The sequence below is a fragment of the Halorubrum sp. SD612 genome (genome assembly GCF_002135005.1).
Map to the genome: position 1 here is coordinate 1 of NZ_NEWI01000074.1, position 15,737 is coordinate 15,737.

The window sequence follows — 15,737 nt, forward strand, 5'->3', positions numbered from 1 at the left end:
GCCCGTTCACAGACGTGGGCCGCGTCGAGACCGTGGTGAAGGCGGTCCGCGACGAGTACCGGCTGCGCGGCTGTTCGGACCACAAGTACGAGGGGCGCGACCGCCCCTGCCTCGACTACGAGATGGGCATCTGTTCGGCGCCGTGTACCGGCGAGATATCGCCGGAGGCGTACGCCGAGGACGTGGCCGCCGCGCGGCGCTTCTTCGAGGGCGAGACGGGCGTCCTCGCCGACCCCCTCCGACGCCGCATGGAGGCCGCGGCCGAGGCGAACGAGTTCGAGCGCGCGGCGAACCTCCGCGACCGCCTCGAAGCGGTCGAGGCGTTCCACGGCGAGGGGGGCGAGGCCGTCAGCGACCGGAACGACGACCGCACCGTCGACGTGCTGGCGGCCGCGGTCGAGGGCGACACGGCTCGGGTGGCCCGGCTCCACAGCGAGCGCGGGCAACTGGTCGACCGGAGCCGCCACCAGCTGGACGCGGCGGCGGTGGCGGACGCGGCCAAATCGGGGGCCTCCGGCGGCGACGCGACCCCGGCGGACCCCGACGCCAACACCCCCGCCGCCGTACTCAGCGCGTTCCTCGCGCAGTACTACGCCGAGCGGGAGTTCCCGGACGCGGTCCTCCTCGCCGAACGACCCGCCGACCGCGACGTTGTCGACTGGCTGGAGCGCGAGGGGGTCGCGGTCCGGGTCCCGGGCGCCGGCCGCGAGGCGAAGCTCGTCGAACTCGCGCTGAAGAACGCCCGGAAGCGCGGCGGCCGCGACGACCCCGTGGGCGCGCTCGGCGACCGGCTCGGGATCGCCCGCCCCGAGCGCGTCGAGGGGTTCGACGTGAGCCACGCGCAGGGCACCGCCGTGGTCGGCTCCGACGTGTGCTTCGTCGACGGGAGCGCGGAGACGGCCGATTACCGCCGGAAGAAGCTCACCGAGCGCAACGACGACTACGCGAACATGCGCGAGCTGGTCCGGTGGCGCGCCGAGCGCGCGCTCGCCGGCGAGGACGACCGCCCGGACCCCGACCTCCTCCTCATCGACGGCGGCGAGGGGCAGCTCGGGGCCGCCCGCGACGCGCTCGCGGAGACCGGGTGGGACGTGCCCGTCGTCGCCCTCGCGAAGGCGGAGGAGCTGGTCGTCACCCCGACCGGGACCCGGCGCTGGGACGACGACGCCCCCGAGCTCCACCTGCTCCAGCGCGTGCGCGACGAGGCGCACCGGTTCGCCGTCTCCTACCACCAGACCGTCCGCGACGAGGTCAGGACGGTCCTCGACGACGTGCCGGGGGTCGGCCCCGAGACGCGCCGCCGCCTCCTCCGGCGGTTCGGCTCGGTCGAGAACGTCCGCGACGCCTCCCGCGACGACCTCACCGACGTCGACGGCGTGGGCGACGCGACCGCCGACACGCTCCGCGAGCGGCTGTGAACCGACGGCGGGTCGGCGTCCGGGACGGCGGCGGCCGTCACGCCGATTCGACGGCGCGCTCGACGACCGCCGCCTCGGCCTTCCGGAGCAGTTCGCCGGCCGTGCTCGTCGCGCAGCCGAGCGCGGCCGCCACGTCCGCGACGGTCCCCTCGCGCGGAACCTCGTAGTACCCCGTCGAGACCGCCGTCTCCAGCGCCGCGCGCTGTCGGTCGGTCAGCCGCGACGGTTCCCGTCGGCGCTCGAACTCGTGGACCCACTCGATAGTGAGGTCGGCGAGGGTCGCGAGGTCGTCGTGGAACTCGCTGAGCGCCGCCGTCGCGCCCACTGCCTCGAACCGGACGTCGCCCGACTCGCGGAAGACGACCGGCGGGAGGAAGATCACCCGCGACGCCGCGACGGTGTCGAGGAGCGCCGCCGGGAACTCGTAGGCGTCCTGCCGAAGGAACGCGTAGGTCCCGTCGGCGTCGCTCACGAGGCTGCTCGCGACCAGCGAGTCGAGCGCGTCGAGGGCAGACGCCGTCGCGTCGCGGTCGCCGTCGAACCAGAGCAGCGTCGTCGCGTCCGCCGTCGGGCTCCACATCAGCAGCTCCGCGCGACGGATCGGCGAGTCGGCGGCGATCGCCTCGTGGAGGGGGTGGCGGAGCCGCTCGGGGTAGGCGGCCGAGAACCTGATCCGTTTCATGACGCCGTCGCTCAACGTTCGAGCGTGCCGTACATCAATCCGCGTGGTTCGGGACCGCCCGCGGGAGGGGCCCGGGACGAGGTCGGAGAGGAGGGCCGAACCGGTCAGCGGGGACGCAACGGCGTCTCGGGGACGGACTCGGGCAGGGCCGGATTGATCAGCGGGGACGCAGCGGCGTTTCAGGGGCGAACTCGGGGGGAGAGCCAGCGATCAGCGGGAACGCGACAGCGCCTCGGGGGCGGCCCGGAGGAGCGTCCCGAGGTGGTCCGCGCCGTCGAGGACGCGGAGTTCGGCGGTCGGAAGCGCCTCGGCCAGTCGTTCCGCCCCGGCGACGGGGACGTTCGCGTCGTCGGTCCCGTGCGACAGGCGCACCGGGGCGTCGACCGCGTCGAGGTCGATCCCCCAGTCGCTGCCGGCGTCGCGGAACTCGGTGACCGCGCCGTTCCGGTGGCGCTCGAACGCCGCGAGGAAGTCCTCCTTCACCACGGTCGCGGCGTCCTCGGGGACGGCGTCAGCGTCCTCGGCGTACTGGGCCACCACGAACGACGGGTCCGCGCGCGACGCGACCCACGCCTGACCGCGGAGCAGTGCCCCGAGGACCGACGGCGTCGCGGCCGCGAGGCCGGACAGGAGGCGCTGGACCGCGGGCGTGTCGTCGCCGAACGACGGCGGCGTCGCGCCGGCGACGAGGTCGACGCCGGTGACCCGGTCGCCGAGCGACGCGGCCGTCCCGAGGGCGTAGGGCGCGCCGCCGGAGAACGCGACGAGGGCCGCGCGCTCGACTCCGAGGTCGTTCAGGACGGGCCGCACGGACGCGGCGGCGTCGCCGACGGTCCGACCCGACTGCGGGGGCGAGCGTCCGTAGCCGGGTCTGTCGGGCGCGATCACGCGGACGTCGTTCGCTCGCGCCGCCGGTTCGAGGAGCGCGCCCAGCCGGCGGGACCCGGGCGTCCCGTGGAAGAAGACGACCGGGTCGCCGTCGGGAGGCCCGTACGTCGCGTAGGCGATCCGGCGACCGTCCGCCGAGCGGGCGACGCTCGACATCTCGCGCGCCGGCGCCCGACGCTCCGAGGGCGGGTCCGGTCGCGCGGAGTCGGTGGTGGCCATCACATGCGAGTATGGGAGGGTCACTACTGGGAGTTGTGCCGGACTGATACGGTGGTATTTATATGGTGCGCCGGTTCGACCACCACAAGCGGTATCCGTCGCTCGGCCGATCCGGCGACCGAGATGCGAGCGTTCTTCGCCGTCGACCTCCCGGACTCGCTCGCGCCCGCCGTCGCGGAGGCACAGGCCCCATTCGCGGACGCGTCGGGCGTCAACCCGGTCGACCCCGAACAGGCGCACGTGACGCTGAAGTTCCTCGGCGACATCGGCACGGAGGACGACGAGGGCGACCCCGCCCTCGACGACGTGACCGCCGCCGGCGAGCGCGCCGTCGACCGCGCCGCAGTCTCCCCCTTCGAGGCCGAGATCCGCGGCCTCGGCGTCTTTCCGAACCGCGAGTACGTCTCGGTCGTCTGGGCGGGCGTCGGCCGCGGCGGCGACGACCTCGCCGCGCTCTACGAGGCGCTCGAAGCGGAGACGACCGCGCTCGGCGTCGACCCCAAAGACCACGCGTTCACGCCGCACGTGACGCTGGCCCCCGTGGAGAGCGCGACCGGGGCAGAGGCGGTCCGAGACGCGCTCGACGCGGGAGATCCGGAAGTCGGGACGTTCTCGGTCGACGAGATTCAGCTGGTGGAGTCGGCGCTTACCGCGTCCGGGCCAGAGTACGGTGTCGTCCGGGGGTTCGGACTCGAATAACGCGGCACTGCGCGCCGGTCGCGTCGGATTCTCATCGGTGATAGCCGCGGCCATAGGTTTAATCTACCGGATCAGTGAGGTGTTCACAGATGGACGACAGGCCGCGACCGGACGGGGCCGATGGATCGGCGGAGAGCGGCGGGACCGGGCGCGGCGGGCGGCCGACCGACGACGATCCCCCGGCGTTGGCGCGGCTCGATCGGCGGTTCGACGCGTCGACGCGACGCGAGGCGGCGGAGGCGCTCGGCAGCCCGTCCAGTTCGATGAGCGCCGCCGCGAGCCGGATCGTGGATGGGTTGTTCGAGGCGGCGCTCGACGACCCCGACGAGACCGTCCGCGCGGCGGCGATCGAGTCGCTGTACTTCCACGGCGACGACCACCTCGACCGACTGGGGCGGCGGGTCGCCGACCGGCGAGGCGGCGGCGCCGAGGACGGAAGCGGGAAGACGAGCGGGGCTGCCGAGACGTTCTCGCGGTGGCTGAGACACGACCGGGCCGCGTATCGGATGCTGGGGGCGACCGGACTGTCGACCGTCGGCGACGAGGGCGCCGCCCCCCGGCTCCGCGAGGCGTTCGATGACGGCGACGCGCGGGTCCGCGCTCGGGCCGTCAGGGGGTACGCGCGGGTGGGCGGGGAGGCGGTCGAAGCGGTTCGCCCGCTCGTGAACGCGCGGAACGACCTGGTGCGCGGGGCCGCGGTCGACGCGCTTGTCACGATAGAGAGCGACGACGCGGTCGAACTGCTCGCGCGCGCGGCACGGCGCGGCAACGAGGGACTCAGGCTCGCCGTCGTGCGTCGGCTCGGAGCGCTCGGTCGCCGGGACGCGACCGGCGTGTTGCTCGGCTCACTGCGGGACCCCTCGGCATCGGTTCGCCGGGCAGCCGCGCGGTCCGTCGCCGCGGTGATCGCCGAGGCGGACGCCGTCCCGGCGGGCGATGTCCGCGACCGGCTCCTCGCGGAGCGACCCTTCGAGGCCGACGGACTGCTCGCGGTGTTCCGGGCAGTCGCCGCGGAGCGAACCGGAGCCGACCGGAGGGCAGCGCCCGCCGACGCGACCGCGGGATCGGAGGAGCGCGTCGACACCGAGACCAAGCGGTACGCGGCGTGGCTGTACTGCGAACTCCTCGAATCCGCGGACCCGACCGCGGCGGACCGTTCGACCGCGGTCGAGTGGCTGATCGACGCGCTCGACCACCGCGACCGGCTGGTCGCCGATCTCGCCGCCGCGTACCTGCCCCGGATCGCCTCGACGAGCGGGACTGGGGACGGTCTGCCGGACGACGAGACCGACTCCGCCCTCGGGGTCGACATCAAGCGGAACCTCCGCGCGCTCGCCGGCGACGAGGCAGCCTCCGACGCCGCGCGGGAGCGCGCCAGGGCGGTGTTGCGGCGGTTCAAGCGGGCCGTCGTCGAGGCGGCCGCGGACCGCGACGTGGAGTACGTCTACGTCCGCTGGCCCGCGGACTACACGGAGAGCTACAACGAGTGAGAGCGCAGCGACGCCGAGTGACTGGACCCAGCGACGCCGAGTGAAGGGCGATTACGACGGGTGAGCGAGGACGGGGAACGGGAGACAAGTTCCCGCAGTCACGGCCGCCGAACGAACTGCCCGTCGTCGACCGCGACCGTCAGGTCGATCGTCTCGTCGAGGAGGTTCAGAACGGTGGCGACGTTACGATCCGCGTCCGCGTCGACGTACAGCTGTAAGACGCCGCCCGCGTCGGCAAGGCGCGCGGCGAGCATACGGACGAAGGCCACCGACCGTTCGACGTCGAAGGCGGCGACGATCTGGTGGAAAACGCTCACCTCCAGCGAGACGCGCTCGCCGGGTTCGTGGTTGTCGTCGAGGATCCGCGAGACCGTCTCGCCGACCTCGGCCGGGGAGAGCCGCGGGTCGAGTTCGACGATCTCGACGTTCCGGCCCTCGAAGTCCACATCGGGCGTCGCCTCGAAGTCGTACTCCCCGGTGCTGACGATCACCGCCCGCCGTGGCCACGCGTCGAGGGCCTCGTCGAGCGCGCGGACCAGCCGCTCCGGGGAGGGGGTCACGGCCACCACGAGCCCCGCGGCGGCGTGGAAGTGGGTCCGGAGCGCGTCGGCCTCGTCGCCGGCGGCCGACGCGTCGACGCGGACGACCCCGTCCCAGTTGACCCGCTCGGCCACGTGTGTTCCGTCAGCGACCCGGTCGGCGACGTGTTCGTACAGGTGCCTTTTGAACTCGGCAACGGCGCCGCCGCTGTCGTAGGTGGTCTTGGCCGTGGCGCAGTACGGGCAGTCCCAACTTACACGGAAGTCAGACGTAGAGAGCGCGTCGGAGTCGTGTGCGAGCAGGTGGGACCCGGTCACGTCGACCATCTCCGAGCGGTCCCGCGTCCACGCGACGAACCCGCACCGGCCACACGCCCAACGGCTCACCATGATCAGAGACGTGTCTCTCGGGAACCGTCGGAAGCACATGTATGTTGGGTAATGTGTGTGGAGACCGCGGCGTCGGAGGAGCGGCGGTCACTCGGGCCCGAGCGAGCCGGCGTCACCGCCGTCGGGACCGACAGACGCGTCGACCGCGAACCCGTTCTCGTCGGCGTGTTCGACCCGGACGCGCGTGACCCGGGTCGCGGTCGCGCCGGTGACGGCGAGCGTGACCTCGCCGACCGCGACGCGGTCACCTTCCTTCGGGAGCCGCCCGAGCTGACGGGTGACGAGCCCCGCGACGGTCTCGACGCCTGCGTCCGCGGGCAGCGAGAGGCCGAGCGCCTCGTTGAGGTGGCCGACCGTCGTCCAGCCGCGGACCACGGCGGCGTCGGGCGCGACCACGTCGACCGCGTCCGTCTCCCAGCGGCCGACCAGCTCGCCGACGACCTCCTCGAAGAGGTCCTCCAACGTCGCGATTCCCACGACCGCGCCGTGCTCGTCAACGACGATCACCATTCGCGTCTCGCTCGCGCGCATCTCCGTGAACAGCTCGTCGAGCGGCTTCGTCTCGGGGACGAACGCCGGCTCGCTGAGCGCGCTCGCGAGGTCGGCACCGCTCTCGTCGGCGCGGATCGCGTCGCGGACGTCGACGACCCCGACCACGTCGTCGCGGTTCTCGCCGTACACCGGCATCCGGGTGACTCCCTCGCTCGCGGCCCGCGAGAGCGCGTCCGCCGGGGTCGCCGTGTCGGGGAGCGCGACCACGTCGGTCCGGGGGACCATCACCGCGGCGACGGTGGTGGTCTCCAGATCGAGGACGCCCCGGATCATCGCGCCCTCGTCAGGGTCGAGCGCGCCCGCGACCTCGCCGGAGCGCACGAGCGTCGCGATCTCCTCCCGGGTGAGGTACGACTCGATGGCGGACTCGCCGCCGGTGAAGCGGTTGACGACGCCGGAGGCCGCCTCGAACACGTACAGGACGGGACGGAGCACGCGCTGGACCGCGACGACGATCCGGGAGACCCGGAGCGCGTGTCGCTCCGCGTTGGCGACGGCGTACGACTTCGGCGCGATCTCGCCGAAGACGATGACGAACACCGAGGTGACGAGCGTCGACCCCGTGGCCGCCTGGCCGCCGGAGAAGCCGAACCGGACGAACACCGCGGTCGCGACCGACGCGGCGGCGATGTTGGCGACGTTGTTGCTCACCAAGGCCGTGACGAGGAACCGGTGGGAGTCGTCGCGCAGCGCCGACAGCGCCCGGGCGCCGGGAGCGTCGGTCGCGACGAGCGAGTCGATCCGGTGGCCGGGGACGGAGAACACCGCGAGTTCCGAGCTGGAGAAGAAGGCGCTCACCGCGGTCAGCGCGAGGATGGCGCCGACGCCGACGAACGCGATCGTGAGGTTCATGCGCGGAACGTGCGGCCCAATATAAAAGGGAGTACCGGCGGCGAACATACCCACGAACGCGCATTCTCCAGTCGAAACAGAGGGGTCGATACCCACGAGCGCGGATCCGTTCGGGCGGCAAAACGGCGCGATGAGGAAAGCGTTAACCCCGCGCCGCGGGTGCGTTTCGACATGAAGGTACTCGTGACCGACCCCATCGCGGACGCGGGGTTGGACCGACTCCGAGACGCCGGCCACGAGGTCGTCACCGACTACGAGGCGGAGGGGGAGGCGCTGCTCGACGTCGCCGCCGACGCCAACGCGCTGATCGTGCGGTCCGGAACCGACGTGAACGAGGCGGTCTTCGAGGCCGCGAGCGAGCTCGTCATCGTCGGCCGGGCGGGCATCGGCGTCGATAACATCGACATCGAGGCCGCGACCGACCACGGGGTCATCGTCGCAAACGCCCCCGAGGGGAACGTCCGCGCCGCCGCCGAGCACACCGTCGCGATGACGTTCGCCGTCGCGCGCTCGATCCCGCAGGCGCACGGTCGCCTGATCGGCGGCGAGTGGGCGAAAGGCGAGTTCCTCGGTACCGAGGTGAACAACAAGACGCTCACCATCGTCGGCCTCGGCCGCGTCGGGCAGGAAGTCGCCAAGCGCCTCGACTCGCTCGGGATGGACCTCGTCGTCTACGACCCGTACATCTCCGAGGAGCGCGCCGACCGGATGGGGGCGGAGCTCGTCGAGGACCTCCACGACGCGCTCGCCGCGGGCGACTTCGCGACGATCCACACCCCGCTTCTCCCCGAGACCGAGGGGATGATCGGCGAGGCCGAGCTGGCCCAGCTGGAGGGCGGCTACCTCATCAACTGCGCCCGCGGCGGCATCGTCGACGAGGATGCGCTCGCTGAGGCGGTCGAGGACGGCGTCCTCGCCGGCGCCGCGCTCGACTCCTTCGCCGAGGAGCCGCTCCCCGAGGACTCGCCGCTGCTCGACGTCGAGGAGATCGTCTTGACCCCGCACCTCGGCGCGTCGACGGAGGCGGCCCAGGAGAACGTCGCGGTCGACACCGCCGAGGCCGTCCTCGCGGCGTTCGACGACGAGCCGGTCCTCACCGCGCTCAACGCGCCCTCGGTCGACGAGAGCGCGTTCCCGCGAATCGAGCCGTACATCGACGTGGCCGAGACCGCCGGGAAGGTCGCCGCCCAGCTGCTCGACGGTCGGATCACCGGGGTCGAGGCGACCTACGAGGGCGACATCGCCGCGGAGGACGTCGACCTCGTCACCGCGAGCGCCCTGAAGGGCGTCTTCGAGCCGCTGGAGTGGCAGGTGAACGCGGTGAACGCGCCGCGGCTCGCCGAGGAGCGCGGCATCGAGGTGACCGAGTCGAAGACCCGGCAGACCGACGACTTCCAGAGCCTCGTGCGCGTCACCGTCCACAACGGCGACGACGAGATCGCGGTCGAGGGAACGCTGTTCGCCGGCGAAGACGCCCGCATCGTCCGGATCGACGGGTTCCGGGTCGACGCGGTCCCGTACGGCCACATGCTCGTCGCGCGAAACACCGACGAGCCCGGCGTCATCGGGCTCATCGGGACCGTCCTCGGTGACCACGACGTCAACATCGCCGGGATGTTCAACGGCCGCGAGACGCAGGGCGGGGAGGCGCTCACCGTCTACAACCTCGACTCGGCCGTCCCCGACGCCGCGACCGAGGAGCTGCTCGCGGACGACCGCGTCGTCGAGATCACCGAGATCACCCTGGACGGCGCCGACGGGCGTGCGGACGAGTAACGCGGGACTCGCCGAGTAGACGGCGAGTACTGCGCAGCCCCGGAGAAGAGATCGGACCGTCCCCGGACGGGCTACGACTCCGCCGCGGGCGACTCCGAGACCGCGACGAGCGCGTCCGCGTCGGCGACGACGGGCGACGCGACGGCTTCGATCGGTCGATCCCCGAAGGCGACGACGAACGCCGCGCCGTCGCCGACCGTCGTGTCCGACAGGCAGGCTTCCCCTTCTGCGGCCCCGCGACCCGCACCGACGCCGACCGTCCAGCCGTGCGACTCGGCGAGCGCCGCGACCGACGCGAGGCCGATCCCGGTCCCCTCGTCCGCGGTCGTGTAGCCCCGGTCGAACACGCGGTCGCGCTCCGCCGGCGGGACGCCGGGGCCGTCGTCGATGACCGCGAACCCGCCGTCGAGCGCGACGGCGGCGACGGTCGCGTCGGACCCGGCGTGGACAGCCGCGTTCCGGAAGAGGTTCTCCAAGACGCTCCGCACCGCAGTCCTGTCCGCGGCGTACGACTCGTCGCCCGCCACCGTCAGCGTCGCTCCCGCCGTCTCGGCGGTCCGCCAGGCCGCCTCGGCCGCGGCCGCGAACGAGAACGACTCGGCACCGGCGTCTGGGTCTGGGTGGTCGACGGCCGCGAGCGTCTCGTCAACGATCTCGAAGATCCGGTCGTGAGCGCTCTCGACCCGCTCGGCCGCCGCCTCGTCGCCCGCGGTCGCGAGGTCCGTGAACCCGTCCGCGACCGTCAACGGGTTCTTGATGTCGTGCGCCAGCACGTGCGTCAGCGTCTGGAGCCGGTCGTTCGCCACTTCGAGGTCCCGCCGGTTGCGCTCCGAGTCGGTCACGTCGCGAAACAGCAACACCGTCCCCTGCGAGCGGCTGCCGAGCGTCGGAAGCGAAACGGCAGAGAGCGAGACGAACCGCGGCTCGCCGGCGACCTCGACGCGGAGCGGTTCGTCAGGGGCCTCGCCGCGGCGGTACGCGGCGCGGACCTCCGGGGCGTCGGCGAGCGCGTCCGCGATCGGGACGCCGACCGCGACGCCCTCGCCGAGCCACGCGCGGGCCGCCGGGTTCGCGTCCGCGATCCGCCCGCTTCGGTCGACGACGACGATCGGGTCGGGGACCGCCTCCAGGGTCACCTGCCGGGCGACCGGCGTCACGCCCAGCGTCCGCCCCCGCCGGACCGCGATCGTGAATGCGACGCCCGTGAGCACGAACAGGAGTTCGGGCCGGAACGCCGGGCCGCCCCCGAGCACGACGAACTGCGCGCCCCACGGCGCGGCAGAGCCGACGAGCAGCAGCCCCGCGGACGCGCGGAACGCGGGCGCCGAGTCGTACACGCCGTACGCGAGCGTCGCGAACGTCCCGACGAGCAGGACCTGCGAGTAGAGCCAGCCGACCCACCACACCGGGCCGAACTCCCGGACGAGCACCGTCCCCGAGCCGACCGCGACGAGGTCGGTCCCGGTCCGGACCAGCCCGTGGACATCGTTCGTCCAGCTCAGCAGGGTCAACGCTGCGAGCGGGGCGAGCAGCGCGAGCAGGCGGCGCCGGGAGAGCCACGCGTCGTAGCCGAGGTAGGACGCGACGAACGCGACCGCCGCGACCGGGACGACCGCGGTCGCGGGGTACTGGACGTTGAGCCAGAACAGCTTCCCGGCCTCAGTCGTCGCGACAGCCTCGCCGAACAGCCCCGCGGACCACCAGGCGATCGCGGCCATGAACGCGACCGCGGCGCGACCGCCCGACTCGTCGCGCGAGTCGAACGCGACCGCCGTCGCACAGACCGCAACGACGGCGGCGAGCGCGGCGAGCGGTGCGGTCGTCGGGGCGTCTATCAACTTGTCTGTCGTTCAAGTGTTTACTACTTAATACAAACTGTCGGGGCGACGTGTTCGGCAATCGGTGATAGCGCCAACGGCTCTGGGGTGTCGAGGGCGCGGGTCGAGAGCGGGAGGTGGGCGGCCGCACCGACCGGCCCCGTCGGGCGATCAGTCGTGGAGGTGGTCGACGACGGCGTCGGCGTCGTTCGGGACCGGCTCGGGGTCGCCGCCGGCCTCGTAGGCGGCGTCGGGGTCCTTGAGGAGGTGGCCGGTCGTCAGGCAGACCACGCGCTCGTCGTCGTCGACGGCGCCCTCGCGCCGGAGCTTCTTGAGGCCCGCGAGGCTCGCGGCGGAGGCGGGCTCGACGCCGACGCCCTCGCTGGCGAGGTGGCGCTGCGCGGCGGTGATCTCCGGGTCGCTCACGGCAACGGCGGTGCCGCCGGTGTTCCGGATGCCGGGGAGCGCCTTCGGCGCGTTGACGGGGTTGCCGATGCGGATCGCGGTCGCCCGCGTCTCGACCTCCTCCCAGCGGCGGATCTCGTCGTTCCCCTCCTCGACCGCCTCGACCATCGGCGCGGCGCCCTCCGCCTGGACGCCGGTGAGCTTGGGGACCTCGTCGGGGTCAAGCGCGCCCGACTGGACGAGCTCGCGGAACCCCTTGTACAGCGCCGAGGTGTTGCCCGCGTTGCCGACGGGCAGGACGATGCGGTCCGGGAACGTCCCGTAGTCGGCGTAGAACTCCTCTAATATCTCGAAGCCGATCGTCTTCTGCCCCTCCAGCCGAAACGGGTTCAGCGAATTGAGCAGGTACGCCTCGCCGCGGGCGGCCAGCTCCTGGACGATGTCGAGGCACGCGTCGAAGTTGCCGTCGACCTCCAGGATGCGCGCGCCGTGGAGGCTCGCCTGCGCGATCTTCCCGGCGGCGACCTTCCCCTCCGGGAGGAGGACGAGGGTCTGCATCCCGCCGCGGCCCCCGTAGGCCGCGAGCGCGGCCGAGGTGTTGCCGGTGGAGGCGCACGCGAGCGCGCCGACGCCCAGCTCCTTCGCGACGCGGACGCCGACGGTCATCCCGCGGTCCTTGAACGAGCCGGTGGGGTTCATCCCCTCGTGTTTGATCCGAAGCGCGTCGACGCCAACCGCCTCCTCGATGCGCGGGACGCGGTGGAGCGGCGTGTCGCCCTCGGGGAGGGTAACGCCGAGGTCGAACGGGAGCCCCTCGCGGTAGCGCCAGACGCCGCGGTCGGGGCCGTCGGAGGACGCGCCGGACCCGAACTCGTCGAACGTCGGGGGGTCGTCGTACCGGACTTCGAGCAGGCCGTCGCACTCGTCGCAGGTGTAGCGCACCGCCTCGAACGGGGCGAACGTCTCGTCGCACGCGATACACGCGAGCCACGTCCCGTCGTCGGCGCAGTCTGGCGCCGCCGGGGTCGGGGCGTCGATGGCGAGATCCATTACCACGGCGTCCGTCCCGCCGGGGCTTAAGACGGGCGGTCGAGACGGACGTTGCCGGCCGACGCGAACGCGTTCGGCCTCAGTCGACGATGATCTCGGAGCTCTCGTCGCCCCCGTCGTCGCCGGAGCCGAGGCGGTCCTGGTAGCGCTGGATCCAGTCGGCGAAGCAGTCGGGGCAGAGCCGCTGGGTGTCGATGTTCGCCCGGTCGACGCTCAGTCGGACGGTGCGCGCGAGCGCGTCCGTCGTCGGGTCGCCGCAGGCGTCGCAGGGCTCGGTCGTCGGCGCGTCGCTCATGTCGTACCGGTCGCGGCGCCGGCTCTTAAAAGTACGTCGGCGAGGTCCGGGGCGTCTCGGCGGCGGCGCGCTCGTCGCGGGCCTCACACCGTCCGGAACGCCCGGTCCCCGGCGTCGCCGAGGCCGGGGACGATGAAGCCGTCGTCGTCGAGGCGGTCGTCGATGGCGACCGTCAGGAGGTCCGCCTCGGGGACGGCCTCGCTCACGCGGACGAGGCCGGCGGGCGCGGAGACCGCGGAGAGCACGAACAGGTCCTCGAAGTCGTCGGCCTCGTCGAGGACGTGGTCGAGGACGGCGACCATCGTCGACCCCGTCGCGAGCATCGGGTCCGCGACGATGACGGTGTCTTCCGGCCGTATTTCGGGGAGCTTCACGTAGTCGATGGTGATCGGGAACTCGCCGTCGGCGGTCATGCCGGCCGCCTCGTCGCGGCCGGCGGAGATGACCCCCTGCTTCGCTCGCGGGAAGGCTTTTAAAAGCCCCTCGACGAACGGGGTGGCGGCGCGGAGGACGTTGATGATCACCACGTCGTCGAGCCCCTTCACGCGCTCGCCGGTGGTCTCCGCGAGGGGGGTCTCGACGGGGACGTACTCGGTCTCCATCGCGCCGTCGATGATCTCGTAGCCGCAGATGCGGCCGAGCTTCACGAGCCCCTTCCGGAACGCCACCTGCTCCGTCTCGACGTCGCGCAGCCGGGAGAGGGTGTCCGTCGCCAGCGCGTGCGTGATGAGGTAGGCGTCGTCGCGGTCTTCGATCGTCATTGTTCGGAATCCCAGCCGGAACGGCCTTAAAACGTGGCGAATCGAGCGTTCGCCGGGCGGCGCGAAGCGGCGTAGCGCGGCAGCGGCGGGCGGGAGACGGGCGCGCCAGCGGCGCGCCGACCGCTACTGAAGCACGGCCACGTACGTCACGCCGAAGAGGATCAGCGCCAGCGTCGCGACGTTGACCGCGGTGAGCGCCGCCACGCCGAGGAAGTCGAGCCCCCAGACGACCACCCAGGCGAACCACGTCGAGAGCACGGCGTTCATCGCGAGCAGCACCTTCGGGTCGCCCGAGGAGCGTTCGACCCCCTCGCGGATCCCCGGCCCGTCGTCGTCCGTCCCCTCGTCGGCGCTCTCCTCGGCGCTCATACGCCGACTGGCGGGTGTGCGCCACTTAGCTCTTGTCCGTCCGAGGCGTACGGGGGGCATGGTCGAAGCGCCCCGTCCCCGCAACCGCCGCGGCGATCCGATCGATCCGGTCCCGTTCCTCGTGACGACGGGGCTCGCGTTCACGGTCGTCTTCTCGTTCGGGCCGATCTACGGGCTCGCGTACGGGCTCTCGCTGCGCTCCGCGCTGGCGCTGTCGGGGGCGGCGTTCGTTGGGGCGACGGCGCTCGCGCACCGACAGTTGGTCCGGTGCGCGCCCGCGCTCGACGCCGGTCCCCTCCCGCCGGGTCCGCGCGTCGAGCGGTTGTTCTACGGGGCCGTCGCGCTGGGTGTCGCGCTGGTCGCGCTCACGCTCCCGCTGCTGTGACGGGAGAGGGAAGACCGGAGCGCGACGGCGAGAGCGGAACGCGGCGGCGACACCGGAACGCGGCGATGTCCCGTGAGCCGACGGATCGACCGTGCGAATCGATCGCACGACACCCGGAGACTAAGTCGATCGGTGCGGATGGTTGTCGTATGGGACTCATCAGCACGGTGACCGACGCGCTCGCGGGCTCGACGGAGACGGCTCCCGGGGTGGCCGGCGACGACGGCTCGGAGGGGGCGTACTGGTGCGACGACTGCGCCGTCCGCGTCCGCGACGTCGACCTCGACGACGAGGGGCTCGACCGGGACGCCGAGGGCGTCCCGGTCTGTCCCGACTGCGGCGAGTCGATGCGGTTCGAGCGCGCGAGCGGCCCGGGGTGTGCCTGCTGAGCGCGACGTCTCTCGTTACCCTGATCGGGGCTCCCGCAGCGCGACCTCCGCGCCCTGCTCGGCGGGGAACGGGGCGGGGTCGACGTCGGCCGGGTCGTCGCCGACCTCCGGGTCGCCGAGCGCCGCCAGCTCGTCGTCGGTCAGGAGCGCGTCGTCGAGCCGGTCGACGAGCGCGGCCTCGTCGATCCCCGTGCCGATGACGACGAACTCGGTCCGGCGGTCGCCGTGGTCGTCGTCCCACGCCAACTCCGGCCGGTTCGAGCGGAGCATGTCGCGCTCGACCGACGGGAGGCTCGCGATCCACGGCCCGAGCGCCTCGACGCGGACCGACCGACCGGCCTGCCCGACCTGCTGGCGCTGGTCGGTGCCGGCCACCCACAGCGTCCCCTTCGAGCGGACCACGTCGTCGGGGAGGTCGCGGAGCAGGGCGGCGAGCCGGTCCGGGTGGAACGGTCGCCGGCGACGGTAGGTGAAGGAGGTGACGCCGTACACCTCGTCGGGGTGACGGTGGTCGTGGGCGTGGTCGGCGTCGTCGCTGTGGGCGTGGTCGGCGTCGTCGCTGTGGGCGTGGTCGGCGTCGTGGTCGCCGTCGCCGTCGTGCGCGTCGTCGCCGTCGCCCGAATCGGCTTCGGCCAGCGCGCGCTTCCAGCCGGGGAGGTCGCCGACCTCGCGCTCGTCGAACAGCCCGACGTCGAGGATCCGGTCCGGGTCGACCGCGGAGAACTCCGTGACGACCGTCTCCGCGTCGGGCTGGAGCGCGC

At 72.8% G+C, this 15,737-nt stretch carries 16 protein-coding genes; 6 read left to right on the forward strand and 10 right to left on the reverse strand.

Annotated features, from left to right (window positions below):
• The coding region (locus tag B9G38_RS09755) for an excinuclease ABC subunit C (RefSeq protein ID WP_086220246.1) at positions 1 to 1,418 on the forward strand (1,418 nt) is incomplete at its 5' end.
• Between the two features lie 37 nt (positions 1,419 to 1,455).
• Here the strand turns inward: B9G38_RS09755 and B9G38_RS09760 are convergent.
• Together B9G38_RS09760 and B9G38_RS09765 are read right to left on the reverse strand one after the other, a co-directional pair.
• Complete coding sequence (locus B9G38_RS09760; RefSeq protein WP_086216308.1) at positions 1,456 to 2,100, reverse strand: helix-turn-helix domain-containing protein; 645 nt, start codon at positions 2,098 to 2,100, stop codon at positions 1,456 to 1,458.
• Between the two features lie 210 nt (positions 2,101 to 2,310).
• Positions 2,311 to 3,207, reverse strand: a complete 897-nt coding sequence (locus tag B9G38_RS09765) for an alpha/beta fold hydrolase (RefSeq protein ID WP_086220247.1) — start codon at positions 3,205 to 3,207, stop codon at positions 2,311 to 2,313.
• 123 nt (positions 3,208 to 3,330) lie between these two features.
• Between B9G38_RS09765 and thpR the strand changes: the two genes are divergently transcribed.
• Together thpR and B9G38_RS09775 are read left to right on the forward strand one after the other, a co-directional pair.
• Positions 3,331 to 3,906 (forward strand): RNA 2',3'-cyclic phosphodiesterase, encoded by a 576-nt coding sequence (gene thpR, locus B9G38_RS09770; RefSeq protein WP_086220248.1) that lies wholly within the window; start codon positions 3,331 to 3,333, stop codon positions 3,904 to 3,906.
• An 89-nt stretch (positions 3,907 to 3,995) separates the two neighbouring features.
• Entirely contained in the window at positions 3,996 to 5,396 is a 1,401-nt protein-coding gene (locus tag B9G38_RS09775; protein WP_086220249.1) for a HEAT repeat domain-containing protein, read from the forward strand.
• Between the two features lie 98 nt (positions 5,397 to 5,494).
• Here B9G38_RS09775 and B9G38_RS09780 read toward each other — a convergent pair whose 3' ends face one another.
• Both B9G38_RS09780 and B9G38_RS09785 read right to left on the reverse strand, forming a co-directional pair.
• Positions 5,495 to 6,325, reverse strand: coding sequence for a hypothetical protein (locus B9G38_RS09780; RefSeq protein WP_086216894.1), 831 nt, complete (start codon positions 6,323 to 6,325; stop codon positions 5,495 to 5,497).
• A gap of 87 nt (positions 6,326 to 6,412) precedes the next feature.
• Positions 6,413 to 7,729: a hemolysin family protein gene (locus B9G38_RS09785; RefSeq protein ID WP_049932014.1), complete on the reverse strand. Its 1,317-nt coding sequence runs from the start codon at positions 7,727 to 7,729 to the stop codon at positions 6,413 to 6,415.
• 171 nt (positions 7,730 to 7,900) lie between these two features.
• Between B9G38_RS09785 and serA the strand changes: the two genes are divergently transcribed.
• Positions 7,901 to 9,505: a phosphoglycerate dehydrogenase gene (gene serA, locus B9G38_RS09790; protein ID WP_086220250.1), complete on the forward strand. Its 1,605-nt coding sequence runs from the start codon at positions 7,901 to 7,903 to the stop codon at positions 9,503 to 9,505.
• A gap of 71 nt (positions 9,506 to 9,576) precedes the next feature.
• Here the strand turns inward: serA and B9G38_RS09795 are convergent, their stop codons facing one another.
• From B9G38_RS09795 to B9G38_RS09815, 5 genes are all read right to left on the reverse strand, one after another.
• Positions 9,577 to 11,343 carry a histidine kinase N-terminal 7TM domain-containing protein gene (locus tag B9G38_RS09795; RefSeq protein WP_086220251.1) on the reverse strand — a complete coding sequence of 589 codons (1,767 nt, stop codon included), beginning with the start codon at positions 11,341 to 11,343 and terminating at the stop codon, positions 9,577 to 9,579.
• A 150-nt stretch (positions 11,344 to 11,493) separates the two neighbouring features.
• Positions 11,494 to 12,777, reverse strand: a complete 1,284-nt coding sequence (gene thrC / locus B9G38_RS09800; RefSeq protein ID WP_086220252.1) for a threonine synthase — start codon at positions 12,775 to 12,777, stop codon at positions 11,494 to 11,496.
• 79 nt (positions 12,778 to 12,856) lie between these two features.
• The gene (locus B9G38_RS09805) at positions 12,857 to 13,072 is read right to left on the reverse strand and encodes a hypothetical protein (protein WP_006114682.1); all 216 of its coding nucleotides are present in this window, start codon (positions 13,070 to 13,072) and stop codon (positions 12,857 to 12,859) included.
• 83 nt (positions 13,073 to 13,155) lie between these two features.
• Complete coding sequence (gene upp, locus B9G38_RS09810) at positions 13,156 to 13,833, reverse strand: uracil phosphoribosyltransferase (RefSeq protein WP_086220253.1); 678 nt, start codon at positions 13,831 to 13,833, stop codon at positions 13,156 to 13,158.
• Positions 13,834 to 13,956: 123 nt separating this feature from the next.
• Positions 13,957 to 14,202, reverse strand: a complete 246-nt coding sequence (locus B9G38_RS09815) for a hypothetical protein (protein WP_086220254.1) — start codon at positions 14,200 to 14,202, stop codon at positions 13,957 to 13,959.
• A gap of 58 nt (positions 14,203 to 14,260) precedes the next feature.
• Here B9G38_RS09815 and B9G38_RS09820 point away from each other — a divergent pair, with 58 nt between their 5' ends.
• Both B9G38_RS09820 and B9G38_RS09825 read left to right on the forward strand, forming a co-directional pair.
• Positions 14,261 to 14,587, forward strand: a complete 327-nt coding sequence (locus tag B9G38_RS09820; RefSeq protein WP_086220255.1) for a hypothetical protein — start codon at positions 14,261 to 14,263, stop codon at positions 14,585 to 14,587.
• A 149-nt stretch (positions 14,588 to 14,736) separates the two neighbouring features.
• Entirely contained in the window at positions 14,737 to 14,976 is a 240-nt protein-coding gene (locus tag B9G38_RS09825; protein ID WP_086220256.1) for a hypothetical protein, read from the forward strand.
• 15 nt (positions 14,977 to 14,991) lie between these two features.
• On the opposite strand, the gene B9G38_RS09830 is transcribed toward B9G38_RS09825, so the two are convergent.
• Positions 14,992 to 15,737 (reverse strand): GTP-binding protein (locus B9G38_RS09830; RefSeq protein ID WP_143415406.1); only part of this gene is annotated, 746 nt, incomplete at its 5' end.

Excerpts from the sequence above, each read along its gene's own strand:
- B9G38_RS09805 (WP_006114682.1), bottom strand. The coding sequence starts at position 13,072 with ATGAGCGACGCGCCGACGACCGAGCCCTGCGACGCCTGCGGCGACCCG.
- upp (WP_086220253.1), bottom strand. The coding sequence starts at position 13,833 with ATGACGATCGAAGACCGCGACGACGCCTACCTCATCACGCACGCGCTG.
- B9G38_RS09775 (WP_086220249.1), top strand. The coding sequence starts at position 3,996 with ATGGACGACAGGCCGCGACCGGACGGGGCCGATGGATCGGCGGAGAGC.
- thrC (WP_086220252.1), bottom strand. The coding sequence starts at position 12,777 with ATGGATCTCGCCATCGACGCCCCGACCCCGGCGGCGCCAGACTGCGCC.
- B9G38_RS09820 (WP_086220255.1), top strand. The coding sequence starts at position 14,261 with ATGGTCGAAGCGCCCCGTCCCCGCAACCGCCGCGGCGATCCGATCGAT.
- serA (WP_086220250.1), top strand. The coding sequence starts at position 7,901 with ATGAAGGTACTCGTGACCGACCCCATCGCGGACGCGGGGTTGGACCGA.
- B9G38_RS09815 (WP_086220254.1), bottom strand. The coding sequence starts at position 14,202 with ATGAGCGCCGAGGAGAGCGCCGACGAGGGGACGGACGACGACGGGCCG.
- thpR (WP_086220248.1), top strand. The coding sequence starts at position 3,331 with ATGCGAGCGTTCTTCGCCGTCGACCTCCCGGACTCGCTCGCGCCCGCC.
- B9G38_RS09785 (WP_049932014.1), bottom strand. The coding sequence starts at position 7,729 with ATGAACCTCACGATCGCGTTCGTCGGCGTCGGCGCCATCCTCGCGCTG.
- B9G38_RS09760 (WP_086216308.1), bottom strand. The coding sequence starts at position 2,100 with ATGAAACGGATCAGGTTCTCGGCCGCCTACCCCGAGCGGCTCCGCCAC.
- B9G38_RS09825 (WP_086220256.1), top strand. The coding sequence starts at position 14,737 with ATGGGACTCATCAGCACGGTGACCGACGCGCTCGCGGGCTCGACGGAG.
- B9G38_RS09765 (WP_086220247.1), bottom strand. The coding sequence starts at position 3,207 with ATGGCCACCACCGACTCCGCGCGACCGGACCCGCCCTCGGAGCGTCGG.
- B9G38_RS09780 (WP_086216894.1), bottom strand. The coding sequence starts at position 6,325 with ATGGTGAGCCGTTGGGCGTGTGGCCGGTGCGGGTTCGTCGCGTGGACG.